This window comes from Bacillus sp. B19-2 (assembly GCF_022832475.1).
In the GTDB taxonomy this organism is placed as follows: Bacteria; Bacillota; Bacilli; order Bacillales; family Bacillaceae; genus Bacillus; species Bacillus paralicheniformis.
Window position 1 is genome coordinate 169,146 of record NZ_JALHKQ010000003.1, and the last position, 19,400, is coordinate 188,545.

Consider the following 19,400-nt stretch of genomic DNA (forward strand, 5'->3'; position numbering starts at 1 on the left):
TTAAAGCTGCCTCTTTCTTTATTCAGCTTTTTGAAAGAGCAGAATGATTGTGAAAGGTTTATGTACATACAATCGGAGGTAAAAAATGAGATACGATGGAAGAGAAAACAATGAACTGCGCCCTGTCACAATGGACCTCGACTTCATTACGCATCCCGAGGGATCGGTCCTGATCACAGTCGGCGGGACAAAGGTGATATGCAACGCGTCTGTGGAAGACCGTGTACCGCCCTTTTTGAGAGGAGAAGGGAAGGGCTGGATCACCGCGGAATACAGCATGCTCCCGCGGGCCACGAACCAAAGGACGATCAGGGAATCGTCAAAAGGGAAAATCTCCGGGCGGACGATGGAAATTCAACGGCTGATCGGACGAGCTCTGCGGGCGGTCGTTGATTTGGAAAAGCTCGGTGAGCGGACGATCTGGATCGACTGCGACGTCATTCAGGCTGACGGAGGCACGAGAACCGCGTCGATCACCGGAGCATTTACGGCCATGGCGCTTGCCGTCGGAAGACTTGTCGAAAAAGGTACGCTGAAGGCGATGCCGATCACTGACTTTTTGGCTGCCACTTCGGTGGGAATCGATAAGGAAAAAGGATTGATCCTTGATTTGAACTACCAGGAAGATTCTGCAGCAGAGGTGGATATGAACGTCGTCATGACAGGCGAAGGCCGCTTTGTCGAACTTCAGGGAACAGGAGAGGAAGCAACATTCTCAAGAAGTGAATTGGACGGGCTTTTAGAACTGGCTGAAAAAGGGATCGCCGAACTGATCGAAAAGCAGAAAGAAGTGCTCGGCGACGTTGCATCAGCCATTCAACAATAACATGAGAAAGGCTTGATACACGATGAAAGAAGTCATCATTGCCACGAAAAACGAAGGGAAAGTCAGGGAATTTAAAGCGATGCTCGAACCGAGAGGCTACGATGTCAAATCTCTACTGGACATCGGCTATACGCCCGAAATCGAAGAAACCGGGCAGACGTTTGAAGAAAACGCGGTGATTAAAGCGGAAACGATTTCGAAAGAAACCGGAAAAATCGTAATTGCCGATGACTCAGGCCTGTCTGTCGACTACCTCGGCGGCAGCCCCGGCGTATACTCGGCCCGCTATGCAGGAGAAGAGAAAAACGATCTCGCCAACCTGAAAAAGCTATTGAAAGAGCTTGAAGGGGTGGAAAAAGAAGACCGCTCCGCGAGGTTCAGATGCGCGCTCGCATTATGCACTCCAGGACAGGAAACGAAAACGGTCGAAGGTTCTGTGGAAGGGTATATTACCGAAGAACCGCGCGGCACAAACGGCTTCGGCTATGACCCGGTTTTTCTCGTCAAAGACAAAGATCAAACGATGGCCGAGCTCTCAAGCGGCGAAAAGAACAAAATCAGCCACAGAGCGGAAGCGCTGAAAAAACTGTCCGCTCTATTGGACCAAGCGTAAAGGAGGAGGGCCGATCATGAAGGTTCTGATTGTCAGCGACAGCCACGGCCTTGAAGACGAACTGGAAATGATCGCTGAGCGGCACGGGAAGGAAACAGATCTCATCATCCATTGCGGGGATTCCGAATTGGATCCTTCCCATCCCGCGCTTTCCTCTTACTTAACCGTAAAAGGAAACTGCGATTTTTACGGGGAGTTTAAAGACGAAATTGTCGTTCCCGTCGGATCGAGAAAGCTTTTTTTCACACACGGGCATTTATACGGCATTAAACAGTCGCTTTTAAATGTATACTACCGCGCTGAAGAACTCGGCGCCGATATCATCTGTTTCGGCCATTCCCACATCGCCGGAAGCGAGCTGATGGACGGAAAACTGCTGATCAACCCCGGCAGCATCCGCCTTCCGCGGGTGCGGAAAGAAAAAACTTATGCTATACTAAACATTGACAAAGAGAATGCAACGGTCCGCTTTTACGACTTGGACGGCCGGGAAGTCGAAAGCCTGACGAACCACGTCCAACTGCCAGCACATTCATGAGGAAGAATTTTTTTCTTCCTCGTGAAGAAAAAAATTCTAAAAAGTTGTTGACTTTATGTCCCGATCCGCATATAATAAATCTTGTCGCTGATAGTTAAAGCGAAACAAAACAACATCATGTCCCAGTAGCTCAGCAGGATAGAGCAACGGCCTTCTAAGCCGTCGGTCGGGAGTTCGAATCTCTCCTGGGACGTCTCTGAAAAAAGCCTCAAACTTCTTGGTATACAAGGGTTTGAGGCTTTTTTGTTTTAGCAGCGGATTTATAGGAAATAACAGGAGATGATATTAATAAAAGATAAATATTGACGATAATATTTAGTGACATTAAATCGTTAGGAGAGAGAGAGTTGAAAAAGAAAATATTTTTGCTTTTGATCATTTTAGCTGCCTCCATTTTCCCTGGTAATGTACGGGTAGAGGCAGAACAAGCATCTACAACGAAAGAGTGGATACCACAAGCTTATCTTCCAGATAAAATAACCTCTGCTGCTGTAGCAGCAGTAGACAGAAAAATTTATGTAATCGGTGGTACAAGTAGTGGAAGATCTAAAAATACCACTTATGTTTATGATCAAGATAGTAAGAAATGGACCGAAAAAGCAAGCATTCCTTTAACGGTATCTGCAGCCTCAGTAGCTGTAGTTGGGAAGAAAATTTATGTAATTGGAGGAACCTCAGGTAGTACTTATCGAAAGTCAGTTCAGATATATGATACACAAAATGATACATGGGAAAAAGGAATAGATATACCTACTGAAAGGTTAATTTTTTCTACTGCCTCTGTTGTAGACAATAGAATCTATGTAATGGGTGGAAACAATGATGAAAGTTTATCTGCGAATTATTGTTATGATACAGAGACTAAAACTTGGACAAAGAAAAAAGGCTTGCCCATTCCTTCGTCAGGGGCAACATCACAGACAATTGATGGGAAAATTTATTTAATGGGTGGCGCCGATACAAGTATTGCTTCACAACCAAAAATAAATGATTCTATTTATGAATACGATCCTAAGAAAGATATATGGTTAAAAAAACAAAATCTAATTACAGGAACACAATATCTTACTTCAACAGTTTTAAATGGAGAAATCTACATTATGGGAGGAAAAACAAACAAAAACGATCCAACTACAAAAGTTCAGGTGTACAACCCTAAAGACGATTCAATATCAGATTTTCAACCTTTTAAAATTCCTAGATTAGCAGCGGGGGCAGCTACAATAGGAGAAAATCTTTATATAATTGGTGGACAATCAACAACGAATACTATAGTAAACCAAGAAAATGGAATATACAACTCTGTACAAATGTATTCTGTTGAAACTCTTGATGATTCTACAGGAAATGGAGAAGATCCACAAACATCAGATGAACCAACTCAAGACATAAGAGGCAAACGAGCAATTCTAGTTGTAACTATGGTATCTGGTCTCGAAAAAGAGTTTGATCTATCGATGGAAGAAGTTAATGATTTTATTACGTGGTACGATCAGAAAGCTGCTGGTACAGGCCCTGTGAGGTATGTAATCGATAAGCATGAAAATAACATAGGACCGTTCGATAACAGGAAAGACCATGTTATCTTTGGTAATATTCTTACGTTTGAAGTAAATGAGTATTCATCTAAAAAAGCTGAATAAAAACTGATTAAAATCTTTTTTTAATGAAGCTGTCCAAAAAAAGTATCAGTCGTATAAAGAGTGAAGCCCTTTACCTGTCCGTAGAGGCTAATTACTAAGACCAACTGCATCATGAAAATTTATAAAAGGTGCCTTTTTTTGAATTATTATAGGGGAAATCGATGTTCCTTCTGTCCATGAGGTCATCGGCCTTCTAAGCCGTCGGCCAGGAGTTCGAATCTCTCCTGGGACGTCTCGAAAAAAGCCTCAAACTTCTTGGTATACAAGGGTTTGAGGCTTTTGATATTGCAAAACAACAACATCCTAAAAATTCCCTTTCATTATTTCAAACAAAATGAAATGGATAAAGGGTGTGATCAATTTTAAGGAGGATGTTGTAATGACAAAACAACAGCACAATCAGCAGCAAAAGCAGAAACAACAAAAACAAAAGCATGAGCAGCTGCTCGGGGCCAACATTACGGATACCGAACTTGCTCAGGAATTCGGAAATATCCAGCAGCAGCTTGCCCAGCTGGAGCAAACTGTTAATCAAATGGGGTAACAGCAGCAGGGCCAAAGCGGCCAGCAGAGCTCTCAATTGAGCCAGGGAATCAATCAGCTGAAGCAGCAAATTCAGCAGCAGTCCAGCTCACAATCTCAGCAGCAGACGGATCAGCAAATTCAGCAAAGCATTCAGCAGGCTGTTCAGCAGCTGAATCAGGCCCTTCAAGGGATCCAGACAAACCAGGCTATGAACCAAATGAGCCAGGCACTTCAGCAGGCGCAGCAGTCATTTAACCAGCAAGGACAGCAAGGTCAACAGGGTCAGCAAAACCAGCAAAACCAACAAAACCAGCAGCGCAATCAAAATTTCCAGCAGCCCCTCCAATAAAAAGCTTGAAAGAGCCGTTTAGCACGGCTCTTTTTTATATCGGTCATTCCTCGTTTTGATCCTTTTCGTCATGGGTTGGATGCGCCCCGGGGTACTGTCGCGGCATTCCTTGGTGGAGATTGCGGAATTCATATGTGAAATTGCTGTAGTACTGCTGGCCTTCCTTCCATGGCGTGTTTTTGTTTTCAACAGGCTTGTCTTTGCCCTGGGCAGCTCCATACGCTCCTTCAGGAAATTCTTCAGCCGTTAAAAAGTTTCTTTGTGTTTCAACGTTCGACAGTTCTTTTTTGTCGTCCATCAGATCACCCCTGTTTTAGTTTTATTGTTGCCATGAAAAAGAAGAGCTATGTGTTTTCGTTTTGTGCAGTAGGATTCATTTTAAGAACGGGATAAGATGCTCATTTTCTGCCGAGAGTACAACGGGCAAATGCGCCGATCACAACGAAAAGCACAGAAAGAACCTTTCGGATGTTATGGTATTTTGTGGTTTATTGGTTCTTTTCTCCTCAGCTTTTAAGAACTGTTCTTCTATCTTAATACCCGTCTATTCTCGCTTTTTGTTATACATCTCAATTCAGCAATGGTTTAATCTGTTTTCCAGATTGATGTAAATGGGGAATTGGTTGTAAAATTTACCATGATAGAAAATCTTACAAGTTCGTTCTGCTTTTACTTTAGAAAGGGAGCTGAAGAAAGGTGCATACGCTAGAAAAAATGGAGCAAACAAATTTCCAGACGGCGAGAGATTATGTGACAAAAGCATACGAGACAGTGCGGAAGCGAAATCTTCACGAAAGCGAATTTCTTCAAGCTGTAAAAGAAATTTTCGATTCCCTCGTCCCTGTATTGGCCAAGCATCCAAAGTATATTGAAAACCGCATTCTTGAAAGGATTGCAGAGCCGGAACGGATGATCACCTTCAGGGTGCCGTGGGTCGATGATGAAGGCAATATCCAGGTTAACAGGGGATACCGGGTTCAATTTAACAGTGCGATCGGTCCGTATAAAGGCGGCATCCGCTTTCATCCTTCTGTAAACGCGAGCATTATTAAATTTTTGGGCTTTGAGCAGATTTTTAAAAATTCTTTAACCGGCCAGCCGATCGGCGGCGGAAAAGGCGGGGCTGATTTTGATCCGAAGGGCAAGTCTGACAGGGAGATCATGAGTTTTACGCAAAGCTTTATGAATGAACTGTACAGACATATCGGACCGGACACGGATATCCCTGCCGGTGATATTGGTGTCGGAGCAAGGGAAGTCGGGTTTATGTTCGGACAGTATAAAAAGATTCGGGGCCGCTATGATGCAGGTGTGTTAACAGGCAAAGGCCTTGAATACGGGGGCAGTTTGACGAGGAAAGAAGCGACAGGGTACGGTCTGGTTTATTTCGTAGAAGAAATGCTGAAGGATCAGGGGCTGCGTTTTGAAAACAGTACCGTTGTCGTCTCCGGTTCAGGCAATGTGGCGCTGTATGCGATGGAAAAAGCCGCTCAATTCGGCGCAAAAGTAGTGGCCTGCAGCGATTCTGACGGCTATGTCTATGACGAAAAAGGCATCAGCCTCGAGACGGTGAAGCGGCTCAAAGAAAGCGGGAACGGAAGGATTCGCGAGTATGTCAGCGAGCATCCGGAAGCACACTATTTCGAAGGATGCTCCGGCATTTGGTCTATTCCGTGCGATATCGCGCTTCCGTGCGCGACCCAGAACGAAATTGACGAAGAGGCGGCCGGAGTGCTCATTTCAAATGGGGTCAAAGCAGTCGGGGAAGGAGCGAATATGCCGTCTGAAGAGGGCGCCGTCAAACGCTTTTTGGATGCGGGGGTTCTTTTCGGACCGGCTAAGGCTGCAAATGCAGGCGGTGTAGCCGTTTCAGCGCTCGAAATGGCGCAGAACAGCGCGCGGCTCCACTGGACGGCGGAAGAAACGGATGAGAAGCTCAGAACGATCATGACCGATATTTACAAGAGAAGCGTTGAAGCGTCTTCAGAATACGGACGTCCCGGTAATCTGCTTGATGGCTGCAATATAGCCGGATTTATTAAAGTGGCGGATGCGATGATCGCTCAGGGAGTCGTTTAACCGTTAAAAGAGAGAGCAAAATGCTCTCTCTTTTTTGTGCTTTGTTAATCTTCTCTGAATCCACCGGTAAAGCCGTGCACAGCCGGAACAGAAATTCCCGGGTAACCGATGCCGAATCCGAGAGTCGGAGTGGTGAAGACCCCGCCGTACGGATAATAGGGATAGGGCCCGTGCGCTGAAGGATTATAGACATAAGTAGTCGGATAGCCGAAGTATCCCGGGTATTGGCGCACGCGGGGGTCAGAGTATGGAGGAAAGGTGCGGTACATCATATTCACCCGTTTCTTTTTGAATTAACAGCAGTTTATGTAAAAAATCGTAAAATGGAGTCTGTACACAAATGTGGTAAAAAATCTAACCTTCCGGGATGAAATTTTAAAAAAGTTGTCGGTAATAAAATCTAACAAAACTGTATAAAACACCAGTTTTTTTATGTAATCTTTATAGATTGCATAAAAAATTTCAGATTGTTTTTCAATTTTGCATTTCCTTTTATATCAATCATGTAAGCGTATACAAGTAGATTGATTAATCGAAATTGTCTAATAATTTTAAAAAATACGGTTGACACTGCATGTAAAGGGGCGTAATATGAGTTCAAACAAAAGAACAAATCGCTTGAAAACTTTTCATCTTTCCCGGGAATGACAGCGGGAAAACGGGTTCCCGCATCATCAATTTTTAACCGTTTAAAGCGTTCATTTACAACAGAAAGGTGTGCTAGAGGGATGGGGGACCAGAAAGACCAGTGGATCTTCCTAAACGACAAACTCGTTAAAAAAGAAGACGCTAAAATATCAGTCTATGATCACGGATTTTTATACGGGGACGGCGTGTTTGAAGGGATCAGGGTATACGACGGCAACATCTTCAGAATGAAAGAGCACATGGATCGCCTCTACGATTCTGCGAGATCGATCATGCTGGAGATTCCATATCAGCAGGAAGAACTGACACAGCACGTTCTCAAAACAGTGGAAAAAAACGGGCTTAAAGACGCTTACATCCGCTTGGTCGTTTCAAGAGGAGCAGGTGACCTCGGACTCGATCCAAACAATTGTTCACACCCGAGTGTCATTATAATTGTCGAACCATTGGCAATATTCCCGAAACACTTATATGAAACGGGAATTGACATCGTGACGGTTCCGACAAGAAGAAACAGACCTGATGTGCTGAGCCCTAAGGTGAAATCGCTGAACTATTTAAACAATATTCTTGTCCGGATCGAGGCGCACATGGCGGGCGTGACAGAAGCGCTCATGCTCAATGATCAAGGCTATGTCGCCGAAGGTTCTGCGGATAACGTATTCATTTATAAAAACGGAAAGCTTTTGACGCCTCCGGGCTATATCGGAGCGCTTGAAGGAATCACCCGGAATGCCATCATCGAAATAGCGCAGGAGCTCGGCTATGAAGTGAAGGAAGAGCCGTTTACCCGCCATGACGTATACACAGCTGACGAAGTGTTTTTAACCGGAACGGCTGCAGAAGTCATCGCGGTCGTAAAAGTTGACGGCCGCAAGATCGGGGACGGCAAACCGGGAGTCCACACAAACCGGATGCTTGAAAAGTTCCGCGAGCGCGTCGTCCGTGAAGGGGTAAAAGTCAGCCTCGAAGATCAAAGCTTAAGTGTCAGTTGAATAAAGACAAACGTTGAAGAGGATAAGTAACAGCGGAAACGCCGCCTGCAGAGAGCCGGGATTGCTGGAAACCGGTGACGGCCTCCGCTTGTGAACTCCCCTCTGAGTGTCAGCCTGAACGACTTCCAAGTTTAGTAAGGCTGGCCGGGTGAACGTCATGAACGTTCACTCGTTATTAAACCGGATAAGCGATTATCCATAAGGCGGCTTTCGAAAGCCGCGAACAAGGGTGGTACCGCGGAAAGAAAAGCCTTTTCGCCCCTTTGGCCTGCAAGGTGTGCAGCGTCAACAGTGGGCGGGAAGGCTTTTTTTAGCTGCAAAAGCAGATTGGAAACATGCTTTGCGGCATATATAAATTGATTATTTTAAAAAAACCAATCGTAATGAACAGTGATGATGATCACTTGATAAGGAGGAAGAAAAATGGGGACGAATGTACAGTTGGATGCTGAAAATGCCCAATGTACACAAACAATGGCAGGGGCGTCAATGCTGATTGAGGCTTTAAAACAGGAAAATGTCGAAGTGATCTACGGGTATCCCGGCGGTGCGGTCCTGTCGATTTATGACAAACTCTACGGGTCGGGCATGTTTCATGTGCTGACGCGCCATGAACAAGGCGCCATCCACGCAGCCGAAGGATATGCGAGGATTTCAGGGAAACCGGGTGTCGTCATCGCCACATCCGGTCCGGGAGCGACCAACCTTGTAACAGGTCTGGCCGACGCGATGATCGATTCATTGCCTCTCGTCGTGTTCACCGGTCAGGTTGCGACCTCGGTTATCGGATCTGACGCATTTCAAGAAGCTGACGTCATCGGAATTACGATGCCGATTACAAAGCACAGCTACCAGGTTCGCCATGCAGAAGATCTGCCGAGAATTATTAAAGAAGCATTCCATATCGCAACAACAGGAAGACCGGGCCCCGTTTTAATCGATATTCCTAAAGACATCGCCGTTGTAGAAGGAGAATTCCGCTACGACCATGAGATTCACCTTCCTGGCTATCAGCCGACGAAGGAACCGAATTATCTGCAGATCAGAAAGCTTGTAGAAGCGGTCAGTGCAGCGAAAAAGCCGGTGATTTTAGCGGGTGCGGGCGTCTTGCACGGGAAAGCGTCAGAAGAATTAAAAAATTATGTCGAACAGCAGCAAATTCCGGTGGCGCATACGCTGTTAGGCTTGGGAGGATTTCCGGCTGACCATCCGCTTTTCCTCGGGATGGCCGGAATGCACGGAACGTATGCGGCCAACATGGCGCTGTATGAAAGCGATCTGTTAATCAGCATCGGTGCGAGATTCGATGACCGGGTCACAGGGAACTTGAAGCATTTTGCAAAATATGCGAAAGTCGCTCACATTGACATCGATCCGGCTGAAATCGGCAAAATCGTTCATACGCATATTCCGGTTGTCGGCGACAGCAAGCTTGTACTGACAGAGCTGATCAAGCAAAACGGCAAACCGAGCGCTTCCGATGAGTGGAAAAAGCAGCTTGCGGACTGGAAAAACGAATATCCGCTCTGGTATGAAGAGAATGAAACAGAAGGATTCAAACCGCAGAAGCTGATCGAATATATCCACCGCTATACGAAAGGCGAAGCTATTTTAACGACGGACGTCGGACAGCATCAAATGTGGGCTGCGCAATTTTATCAGTTCCAAAAAGCCGACAGATGGGTCACTTCCGGCGGGCTCGGCACGATGGGCTTCGGACTTCCGGCGGCAATCGGAGCACAGCTTGCGGATAAGGATGCGACGGTTGTATCGATACTCGGCGATGGAGGATTCCAGATGACGCTGCAGGAGCTGTCCGTCATTCACGATCTGAACCTTCCGATCAAAGTCGTGGTCTTAAACAACCGCTGCCTCGGAATGGTCCGGCAATGGCAGGAGATCTTTTACGATGAGCGCTATTCACACTCCAAGTTCGCATCACAGCCTGATTTCATCAAGCTGTCTGAAGCATACGGCATCAAAGGTGTCCGAATCACATCTGAAAAAGAAGCGGAAGAAAAGTTGGAAGCGGCGCTAACGTCGAATGAACCGATGGTCATCGATGTTCAGGTTGCACAAGCTGAAAAAGTATTTCCAATGGTTGCGCCTGGAAAAGGGCTGCACGAAATGGTGGGGGTGAAACCTTGAAAAGAATCATCACGCTGACGGTTTTGAATCAAAGCGGCGTCTTAAACAGAATTACAGGGTTGTTTACAAAACGGCATTACAACATTGAAAGCATTACCGTCGGCCACACCGAAACAGCGGGGATTTCCAGGATCACGTTTGTCGTTCATGTGGCAGATGAAAAAGAAACGGAACAGCTGACAAAACAATTAAACAAACAGATTGATGTACTGAAAGTCACGGACATTACAAATCAATCGATCGTCCAAAGAGAGCTGGCATTAATCAGGGTGGTTTCCCCTCCGTCGAGCAGGGCGGAAATAAACGGCGTCATTGAACCGTTTCGGGCGACTGTCGTCGATGTCGCAAAAGACAGCGTCGTGATTCAAGTGACGGGGGAATCAAGCAAGATCGAAGCCCTAATCGAACTGTTGAAACCATACGGGATTAAAGAGGTTGCCAGAACAGGCACCACGGCCTTTGCGAGGGGAACCCAGCAAAAGCCGTCCTCTATTAAAACAATATCTATTGTATAAAACATAAAAAGGGAGAGATTGAAATGGTAAAAGTATATTATAACGGTGATATCAAAGAAAACGTATTGGCAGGCAAAAAAGTAGCGGTAATCGGATACGGCTCTCAGGGCCATGCGCACGCACTGAACCTGAAAGAAAGCGGAGTGGACGTCATTGTCGGCGTCAGAAAAGGGAAATCCTTTGCAAAAGCAGAGGAAGACGGCCATCAAGTTTTCACGGTAAGAGAAGCGGCAGAACAGGCCGACATCGTTATGGTGCTTCTTCCGGATGAACAGCAGCAAAAAGTGTATGAAGCGGAAATTAAAGACGGACTTCAAGCGGGCAATTCACTCGTATTCGCCCACGGATTCAACGTTCATTTCCATCAGATCGTGCCTCCGGCAGATGTTGACGTATTCCTTGTCGCTCCTAAAGGACCGGGACATCTTGTCAGAAGAACGTTTGAACAAGGTGCAGGGGTTCCGGCGCTGTTTGCGATCTATCAGGACGTAACAGGGGAAGCGAAAGACAAAGCCCTTGCTTATGCTAAAGCGATCGGCGGCGCAAGAGCCGGTGTTCTTGAAACAACATTTAAAGAAGAAACTGAAACCGATCTTTTCGGCGAACAGGCGGTGCTGTGCGGCGGATTGACTTCCCTTGTCAAAGCAGGATTCGAAACGCTGACAGAAGCGGGCTATCAGCCTGAACTCGCATACTTCGAGTGTCTGCACGAGCTGAAGCTCATCGTCGACTTGATGTATGAAGAAGGTTTGGCAGGCATGAGATATTCGATTTCAGACACAGCGCAGTGGGGAGACTTCGTATCAGGCCCGCGCGTCGTCGATGAGAAGGTAAAAGCATCAATGAAAGAAGTATTAAAAGACATCCAAAACGGTACATTCGCGAAAGAATGGATCGTCGAAAACCAAGTCAACCGTCCGCGTTTCAACGCTATCAATACAAGCGAAAACGAACACGAAATCGAAGTGGTCGGCAGAAAGCTTCGCGAAATGATGCCGTTTGTCAAGCAGGGCAAGAAGAAGGAAGCGGTGGTAGCCGGTGCGAAAAATTAACTTTTTTGATACGACACTCCGTGACGGTGAACAGTCGCCGGGCGTTAATTTAAACACGCAGGAGAAGCTGGCGATCGCCCAGCAGCTTGAAAAACTCGGGGTCAACATTATGGAAGCGGGCTTCCCCGCTTCATCCCCCGGGGATTTCAACGCAGTAAAAGAAATCGCAAGGACGATTAAAAACTGTTCGGTAACGGGGCTTGCCCGCTCTGTCAAAGGGGATATCGATTCGGCGTGGGAAGCGCTCAAAGACGGGGCTGAACCAAGGCTTCACATTTTTATCGCCACTTCTGACATCCATTTAAAATATAAGCTGAAAAAAACGCGCGAACAGGTTCTGGAACAGGCGGTCGCTATGGTGAAATACGCCAAAGAACGCTTCCCGATCGTCCAGTGGTCTGCCGAAGATGCGTGCCGGACCGACCTTCCGTTTTTAGCCGAGATCGTCAGCGAAGTGATCGCCGCAGGAGCGGACGTCGTCAATCTTCCGGATACGGTCGGTTATTTAGCGCCCGCCGAGTACGGAAATATCTTCCGCTATATTAAAGAAAATGCCCGCAATGCTGACAAAGTCACGCTTTCAGCCCATTGCCACGATGATTTAGGCATGGCTGTCGCCAACTCTTTGGCTGCGATTGAAAACGGAGCGGATCAAGTCGAATCGGTCATCAACGGCATAGGCGAAAGAGCGGGGAACGCCTCTCTTGAAGAAATCGCCGTCGCCCTCTATCTCCGAAAAGATTTCTACCAGGCGGAATCAACGATTCAGCTGAATGAGATTAAGCGGACAAGTGATTTAGTGAGCAAACTCACCGGCATGGCCGTGCCGCGGAACAAAGCGGTCGTCGGCGATAATGCCTTTGCCCACGAATCAGGCATTCACCAGGACGGCTTCTTAAAAGAAAAAACAACATATGAAATTATTTCTCCGGAGCTTGTCGGCGTGAAAACGGATGCGCTTGTGCTCGGAAAGCATTCTGGGCGCCACGCATTTAAAGATAAGCTGCAGAACCTCGGATTCCAGTTTGGAGAAGAAGAAATCAATAAATTTTTTAACATCTTTAAAGAGCTTACCGGCAAGAAAAAGGAATTTACGGATGAAGATCTCATCTCTCTGATTCTCGAGGAGAAAACGGCAGACCGCAAAATCGGCTATGAATTTATTTCGCTGCAGGTTCATTACGGCACCTCGCAGGTTCCGACAGCAACGGTTTCCCTTAAAGATCAGGAAACGGATCAGATCATCCAGGAAGCGGCGACCGGAGCGGGAAGCGTTGAAGCGGTGTACAACACGCTGAAGCGCTGTATGGATAAAGAAGTCCAGCTCCTTGATTACCGGATTCAATCCAATCGCAAGGGACAGGATGCATTCGCGCAAGTATACGTCAGGGTGATGATCGACGGAAAAGAATCCGGGGGACGCGGAGTCGCCCAGGATGTTCTCGAAGCATCTGCCAAAGCTTACTTGAACGCAGTGAACCGCTATCTCGTATTAAAGACGAATACGGAAGGATTGTCAAAACAGGCGGCTGTAGGATCATAACAGTAATAAGGAAGGAGTTTGTTGAATTTGAAAAAACGAATCGCACTTTTGCCCGGTGACGGAATTGGTCCCGAAGTATTGGACGCGGCTGTTGATGTGCTGAAAAGCGTTGCTGAACATTATCAGCATGAATTCGAATTTGAATACGGCCTGATCGGCGGAGCGGCAATTGATGAGGCGGGAGCGCCGCTTCCCGAGGAAACTGTCGCCGCCTGCAAAGCTGCGGACGCCATTTTGCTCGGAGCAGTAGGCGGGCCGAAATGGGATCAAAATCCTTCTGAACTGAGGCCTGAAAAAGGGCTGCTCGCCATCCGCAAGCAGCTCGATCTTTTTGCCAATCTGCGGCCTGTTAAAGTATTTGAAAGCCTTGCGGAGGCTTCTCCGTTAAAAACCGAATATATCGAAGGTGTTGACTTTGTCATCGTACGCGAGCTGACGGGCGGCTTGTATTTCGGAAAGCCGAGCGAGCAGTACGTCAATCAGAACGGCGAGGAAGAAGCCGTTGACACACTGTTTTATAAAAAGTCGGAAATGGAAAGGGTCATCAGGGAGGCCTTCCAAATGGCGCAGAGACGAAAAGGCAAAGTGACCTCCGTTGATAAAGCGAACGTCCTTGAGTCAAGCAAACTATGGCGCAAGACGGCGGAAGAAGTAGCGAAAGAGTTTCCTGACGTCAAGCTTGAGCACATGCTCGTCGACAATGCAGCGATGCAGCTCATTTACGCGCCTGGACAGTTTGACATTATCGTGACTGAAAACATGTTCGGCGATATTTTAAGCGATGAAGCATCGATGTTGACCGGATCGCTCGGCATGCTGCCGTCGGCAAGCTTATCAAGCTCTGGACTTCATCTATATGAACCTGTGCACGGCTCGGCTCCTGATATCGCGGGTCAGAACATTGCCAATCCGCTTGCGGCAATCTTGTCCGCGGCGATGATGCTCAGGACGTCATTCGGTCTTGAAGCTGAAGCAAAAGCTGTTGAACACGCAGTTGATCAAGTTCTCCGGGCAGGTAAGCGGACGAAGGACCTGGCAAAAGGATCGGAGCATTGCACGACTCAATCGATTACAGGGGAAGTAAAAGCTGCGCTGGCAGACGGCAATGCCATTTCAAACATCATGACCGCTTACGTTTAAGGAAAATGGATATTGGTAGAGGGAGGAAGAAAGATGATGCCTCGAACGATCATCGAAAAAATTTGGGATCAACACGTGATTAAAAAAGGTGAAGGGAAGCCTGACCTTCTCTATATCGATCTGCATCTGATACACGAGGTAACGTCACCCCAGGCCTTTGAAGGCCTTAGGCAAAAGAACAGAAAAGTCAGACGGCCTCAAAATACGTTTGCCACAATGGATCACAACATTCCGACTGTCAATCGGTTTGAGATTAAAGATGATGTTGCCAAACGGCAGGTCAGTGCGCTCGAACGGAATTGCGAAGAATTCGGCATCCGCCTCGCAGACTTGTCTAGCGTCGATCAGGGGATCGTCCATGTCATCGGGCCTGAACTGGGGCTGACGCTGCCGGGCAAAACGATCGTTTGCGGAGACAGCCATACATCCACACACGGAGCGTTTGGCGCGCTCGCTTTCGGAATCGGAACGAGCGAGGTCGAGCACGTCTTGTCAACGCAGACGCTTTGGCAGCAAAAACCGAAGACGCTGGAAATCCGCGTTGACGGCAAACTGCAAAAAGGAGTGACGGCTAAAGACGTCATTCTGGCGGTCATCGGAAAATACGGGGTTAAATTCGGTGCGGGTTATGTCATTGAATATACCGGCGAAGTATTCCGAAACATGTCGATGGACGAACGGATGACGGTGTGCAACATGTCAATCGAAGCTGGGGCAAGAGCCGGATTGATTGCACCGGATGAAACAACATTTGAATATGTCAAAACGAAAAAATATGCGCCAAAAGGCGAAGAGTTTGAGAAAGCTGTAGAAGAGTGGAAGAATCTGAGAACCGATCCGGGGGCGGTCTACGACCGGACGATCGTGATGGACGGAAGCGCCATTTCGCCGATGGTGACGTGGGGCATCAACCCCGGCATGGTGCTGCCGGTTGATGAAACGATTCCTGGGCCTGAGGCTTTCTCTCAGGAAGACGATAAAAAAGAAGCGCAGCGCGCATATGAATATATGGGTCTTGAACCATATAAAAAAATCGAGGATATCACAATTGAGCACGTCTTTATCGGTTCATGCACCAACTCGCGCATGACAGATCTTCGCCAGGCGGCTGAAATGATAAAAGGCCAAAAAGTCGCTGACGGTGTCAGGGCGATCGTCGTTCCCGGCTCGCAAAGCGTCAAAATTCAAGCTGAAAAAGAAGGGCTCCACGAGATTTTCCTTGCAGCGGGCTTTGAATGGAGAGAATCGGGATGCAGCATGTGTTTGAGCATGAACAACGATGTTGTCCCTGAAGGAGAGCGCTGTGCTTCCACTTCCAATCGCAATTTTGAAGGCAGGCAGGGCAAAGGGGCCAGGACGCATCTCGTCAGCCCGGCGATGGCTGCGTTGGCCGCGATTCACGGACGCTTTGTCGATGTCAGAAAATATTACCAAGAGACAACAGCTGTATAGAGGAGTGACAAGATGGAGCCATTAAAGACCCATACCGGAATAGCGGCGGTGCTAAACAGAATCAACGTAGACACGGACCAGATCATTCCGAAGCAATTTTTAAAGAGGATCGAAAGAACGGGGTACGGACGTTTTGCTTTCTTTGACTGGAGGTATTTGGATAACGGCGATCCCAACCCTGATTTTGAGCTGAACCGGCCGGAATACAAAGGCGCTTCGATTTTAATCGCCGGCGAAAACTTCGGCTGCGGCTCTTCAAGGGAACACGCGCCATGGGCGCTTGACGACTACGGATTTAAAATCATTATCGCGCCGTCTTTTGCCGATATCTTTCACCAAAACTGTTTTAAAAACGGGATGCTGCCGATCCGCCTTCCTTATGAGACGTGGAAAGAGCTTGCTGAACAGTATGAGTATCAATCTTTGACGATGACTGTCGATCTAGAAAAACAGACGATAACAGACCACGCAGGGCAGCAGATTGCCTTTGAGGTCGATCCGCATTGGCAAGAGATGCTGCTGAACGGTTACGATGAAATTTCTTTAACATTGCTCCTTGAAGAAGAAATCGAACAATTTGAGAAACAGAGAAGTTCTTGGTTGCAAGCATAAAAAAGCTGTCCGATGTAGATCGGAGGCTTTTTTTGCTGGCGGAAGCATACTGCCGCCGGTTCTTTCTTGTGTTTAGCGGGCCAGGTTGATACACTTGTTAAAAAATAAGTGCCTGAAAGGAACTTAGAAATGAAGCATGACAAGAAAAACTCGAAGATCATCCCGTTCCCGAACGTTAAGGAGCGTTTAGTGCACAAAGGGATGGCCGCGCTCAAAGAAAAGAATTACCACGAAGCGCTCAGGCTGTTTTCTGAAGCGAAGCGCTACGATGACGAGGAATCGGATATTTATCTGGGAATGGCCATCTGCCTGCTGGAAATCGGCGAGCTTGAAGAAGCGAAAGGCATCTGCGAAAAAATGCTGAAAGAAGGCCACGGCCATTATTTTACCGTTTTACAAGTCTATATGACGATTTTAATCCAGCTCAGACAATACGAAAAAGTAAAAGAAACGATTGAAGCTGTACTCGAAGAAAACAAGCTGCCTCCTGAAAGCGCGGAACAGTTTTATAAACTGCTTGATTTCAGCCGCAAGATGACGGAAGACCCCGGACCTGAGGACATCACCGAAGACCTTCCCGAGACGGAGGAAGTTGATCAGGAAAGGCTTTTGAATGACACGGAAGAGCAGGTAAAGCTTCTTCACGGACTGAAGGACCGCAATCTGACAAGCTATATCGGCTTGTTGAAAACGATTCTGCAAAATCCGAGCGCACATCCTGTCGTAAAAACGATGATTCTTCAGCTTTTAGCCGAGTCAGACCATGAAAAGCCGACGCTTGTCGCAAAATTTGGCGATTCGATGACAATTAATCCGACAGAGACGGTCAAGCCTGATGACATGCCGATATTGAAGCATGTTCTGAGCGTGCTCGATGACACGCTTGGGAATGAAAATCCCACTCTGTACCAAGCGGTCGAAGATCTGTGGAGAAGGCATATTTACGTCCTCTATCCGTTTCAGCCGAAATACTCAAACCGCGAGCTCTGGGCTGCCGCGCTGCATAAAGTCGGATACGAGTTGCACGGGATTGACATCGATAAAGAGGAGCTTCATATTCTCTATGAATTCAATGACAGACAGCTTGACGAGGCCTGCGCGCTGATCAAAGACATAGAAGAAATTTCTTATTTGTAAATGTTGAAAGCAGCGGGCATTGTGTTATAATATAGTGGTTGCATTTGTGAAAAACGGTAGTTGATCCGTTTGCCGCTTAAGGTTCATTATTTATCTTTGTATACATAATGATGGCTGTCAGAAACACATGAGCTGCACACAGTCGGCAGCTTGCGATGGACGTGGCCGTTTGCTTGTTTTAAAATGGAAAATCGACACAACCTGAATAGATTTTGGAGGGAAACACATGTCAGTAAAATGGGAAAAGCAAGAAGGAAACGAAGGCGTTTTAACGGTTGAGGTAGATGCCGATACCTTTAATAAAGCCCTTGATGATGCATTTAAAAAAGTCGTAAAGCAAGTATCCATTCCTGGATTCCGCAAAGGGAAAGTGCCGCGCGGTTTGTTTGAACAGCGTTTTGGCGTTGAGGCGCTTTATCAGGATGCGCTGGACATCCTGCTTCCTGTCGAGTATCCGAAAGCGGTAGAGGAAGCGGGCATTGAGCCTGTTGACCGTCCGGAAATCGATGTGGAAAAAATCGAAAAAGGCGAAAACCTGATCTTCACTGCGAAGGTAACGGTTAAGCCTGAAGTGAAACTTGGCGAATACAAAGGCCTTGGCATTGAAAAAGACGACACTGCCGTAACGGATGAAGACGTTCAAAACGAACTGAAGTCTCTTCAAGAGCGCCAGGCTGAGCTCGTTGTAAAAGAAGACGGCAAAGTGGAAGAAGGGGACACTGTTGTTCTTGACTTCGAAGGATTCGTAGACGGCGAAGCGTTCGAAGGCGGAAAAGCGGAAAACTATTCCCTTGAAATCGGTTCAGGCTCTTTCATTCCAGGCTTTGAAGATCAGCTTGTCGGACTTGAAGCCGGTGCTGAAAAAGACGTAGAAGTGACATTCCCAGAGGAATACCACGCGGAAGAGCTTGCAGGCAAACCTGCCGTATTCAAAGTGAAAATCCACGAAATCAAAGCGAAGGAGCTTCCTGAGCTTAATGACGAGTTTGCGAAAGATGTCGATGAGGAAGTTGAAACGCTTGCCGAGCTGACTGAAAAAACGAAAAAACGTCTCGAGGAAGCAAAAGAAAACGAAGCGGACGCTAAACTTCGCGAAGAGCTTGTCGTAAAAGCAGCTGAAAACGCTGAAGCTGACATTCCTCAAGCGATGGTCGACACAGAGCTTGACCGCATGATGAAAGAATTCGAACAGCGTCTGCAAATGCAAGGCATGAACCTTGAGCTTTACTTCCAATTCTCAGGACAGGATGAAAACGCGCTGAAAGAGCAGATGAAAGAGGATGCTGAAAAACGCGTAAAATCCAACCTGACACTGGAAGCGATCGCCAAAGCTGAAAACCTTCAAGTCACTGACGAAGAAGTCGAAGAAGAGCTTTCTAAAATGGCTGAAGCGTACAACATGCCTGTTGAAAACATCAAACAAGCAATCGGTTCTACAGAAGGAATGAAAGAGGACTTAAAAGTTCGCAAAGCAATTGATTTTCTTGTAGAAAACCGTTAATATGTTTCATAATCATACTTTATATAAAACAGGGCGCGAATGTTTCGTGCCTTGTTTTATACAATTTTGACTTATCATCTTTTC

19 protein-coding genes, 1 tRNA gene and 1 other annotated feature are annotated in these 19,400 nt (G+C 46.9%); of the genes, 18 read left to right on the forward strand and 2 right to left on the reverse strand.

Annotation, left to right across the window (positions count from 1 at the left end; genetic code table 11):
• Window positions 1-85: 85 nt before the first annotated feature.
• The 7 genes from rph (at window position 86) to MST20_RS13225 (ending at window position 4,494) form a co-directional block, all read left to right on the forward strand.
• Window positions 86-826, forward strand: a complete 741-nt coding sequence (gene rph / locus MST20_RS13195; protein WP_020452486.1) for a ribonuclease PH — start codon at window positions 86-88, stop codon at window positions 824-826.
• Window positions 827-848: 22 nt separating this feature from the next.
• Window positions 849-1,439, forward strand: a complete 591-nt coding sequence (locus tag MST20_RS13200; protein ID WP_075752009.1) for an XTP/dITP diphosphatase — start codon at window positions 849-851, stop codon at window positions 1,437-1,439.
• A gap of 16 nt (window positions 1,440-1,455) precedes the next feature.
• Window positions 1,456-1,977 carry a YfcE family phosphodiesterase gene (locus tag MST20_RS13205; protein ID WP_243942772.1) on the forward strand — a complete coding sequence of 174 codons (522 nt, stop codon included), beginning with the start codon at window positions 1,456-1,458 and terminating at the stop codon, window positions 1,975-1,977.
• A gap of 119 nt (window positions 1,978-2,096) precedes the next feature.
• Window positions 2,097-2,170: transfer RNA gene (locus tag MST20_RS13210), tRNA-Arg, on the forward strand.
• A gap of 154 nt (window positions 2,171-2,324) precedes the next feature.
• The gene (locus tag MST20_RS13215; protein ID WP_243942774.1) at window positions 2,325-3,620 is read left to right on the forward strand and encodes a Kelch repeat-containing protein; all 1,296 of its coding nucleotides are present in this window, start codon (window positions 2,325-2,327) and stop codon (window positions 3,618-3,620) included.
• 379 nt (window positions 3,621-3,999) lie between these two features.
• Complete coding sequence (locus MST20_RS13220; RefSeq protein WP_243942776.1) at window positions 4,000-4,164, forward strand: hypothetical protein; 165 nt, start codon at window positions 4,000-4,002, stop codon at window positions 4,162-4,164.
• A 36-nt stretch (window positions 4,165-4,200) separates the two neighbouring features.
• Complete coding sequence (locus MST20_RS13225) at window positions 4,201-4,494, forward strand: hypothetical protein (RefSeq protein WP_243942778.1); 294 nt, start codon at window positions 4,201-4,203, stop codon at window positions 4,492-4,494.
• A 43-nt stretch (window positions 4,495-4,537) separates the two neighbouring features.
• Here the strand turns inward: MST20_RS13225 and MST20_RS13230 are convergent, their stop codons facing one another.
• Window positions 4,538-4,792 (reverse strand): hypothetical protein, encoded by a 255-nt coding sequence (locus MST20_RS13230; RefSeq protein WP_020452482.1) that lies wholly within the window; start codon window positions 4,790-4,792, stop codon window positions 4,538-4,540.
• A 398-nt stretch (window positions 4,793-5,190) separates the two neighbouring features.
• On the opposite strand from MST20_RS13230, the gene gdhA reads away from it, so the two are divergent.
• On the forward strand, window positions 5,191-6,573 hold the full coding sequence (gene gdhA / locus MST20_RS13235; protein WP_243942780.1) for an NADP-specific glutamate dehydrogenase: 1,383 nt from the start codon (window positions 5,191-5,193) through the stop codon (window positions 6,571-6,573).
• Window positions 6,574-6,617: 44 nt separating this feature from the next.
• Here gdhA and MST20_RS13240 read toward each other — a convergent pair whose 3' ends face one another.
• A complete protein-coding gene (locus MST20_RS13240; RefSeq protein ID WP_243942782.1) occupies window positions 6,618-6,842 on the reverse strand; it encodes a hypothetical protein in 225 nt (74 codons plus the stop codon).
• Window positions 6,843-7,301: 459 nt separating this feature from the next.
• Here MST20_RS13240 and ilvE point away from each other — a divergent pair, with 459 nt between their 5' ends.
• From ilvE to tig, 10 genes are all read left to right on the forward strand, one after another.
• Window positions 7,302-8,216, forward strand: coding sequence for a branched-chain-amino-acid transaminase (gene ilvE / locus MST20_RS13245; RefSeq protein WP_025811029.1), 915 nt, complete (start codon window positions 7,302-7,304; stop codon window positions 8,214-8,216).
• A 4-nt stretch (window positions 8,217-8,220) separates the two neighbouring features.
• Window positions 8,221-8,482 (forward strand) — a binding site (T-box leader).
• 157 nt (window positions 8,483-8,639) lie between these two features.
• Window positions 8,640-10,364, forward strand: coding sequence for an acetolactate synthase large subunit (gene ilvB / locus MST20_RS13250; RefSeq protein ID WP_025811030.1), 1,725 nt, complete (start codon window positions 8,640-8,642; stop codon window positions 10,362-10,364).
• Window positions 10,361-10,879 (forward strand): acetolactate synthase small subunit, encoded by a 519-nt coding sequence (ilvN, locus tag MST20_RS13255; RefSeq protein ID WP_020452477.1) that lies wholly within the window; start codon window positions 10,361-10,363, stop codon window positions 10,877-10,879. Before ilvB ends, ilvN begins: the two co-directional genes overlap by 4 nt.
• A gap of 23 nt (window positions 10,880-10,902) precedes the next feature.
• A complete protein-coding gene (ilvC, locus tag MST20_RS13260; RefSeq protein WP_020452476.1) occupies window positions 10,903-11,931 on the forward strand; it encodes a ketol-acid reductoisomerase in 1,029 nt (342 codons plus the stop codon).
• Window positions 11,918-13,474: a 2-isopropylmalate synthase gene (locus MST20_RS13265; RefSeq protein WP_026579125.1), complete on the forward strand. Its 1,557-nt coding sequence runs from the start codon at window positions 11,918-11,920 to the stop codon at window positions 13,472-13,474. Before ilvC ends, MST20_RS13265 begins: the two co-directional genes overlap by 14 nt.
• Window positions 13,475-13,501: 27 nt before the next feature.
• Window positions 13,502-14,614 (forward strand): 3-isopropylmalate dehydrogenase, encoded by a 1,113-nt coding sequence (gene leuB, locus MST20_RS13270; protein ID WP_025811033.1) that lies wholly within the window; start codon window positions 13,502-13,504, stop codon window positions 14,612-14,614.
• 33 nt (window positions 14,615-14,647) lie between these two features.
• Entirely contained in the window at window positions 14,648-16,066 is a 1,419-nt protein-coding gene (leuC, locus tag MST20_RS13275) for a 3-isopropylmalate dehydratase large subunit (protein ID WP_243942783.1), read from the forward strand.
• A gap of 12 nt (window positions 16,067-16,078) precedes the next feature.
• Window positions 16,079-16,678 (forward strand): 3-isopropylmalate dehydratase small subunit, encoded by a 600-nt coding sequence (leuD, locus tag MST20_RS13280; protein WP_243942785.1) that lies wholly within the window; start codon window positions 16,079-16,081, stop codon window positions 16,676-16,678.
• Window positions 16,679-16,807: 129 nt separating this feature from the next.
• Window positions 16,808-17,815 (forward strand): DNA damage checkpoint antagonist DdcA, encoded by a 1,008-nt coding sequence (gene ddcA, locus MST20_RS13285; RefSeq protein WP_243942787.1) that lies wholly within the window; start codon window positions 16,808-16,810, stop codon window positions 17,813-17,815.
• A 226-nt stretch (window positions 17,816-18,041) separates the two neighbouring features.
• Window positions 18,042-19,316, forward strand: coding sequence for a trigger factor (gene tig, locus MST20_RS13290; protein WP_243942789.1), 1,275 nt, complete (start codon window positions 18,042-18,044; stop codon window positions 19,314-19,316).
• Window positions 19,317-19,400: the final 84 nt, after the last annotated feature.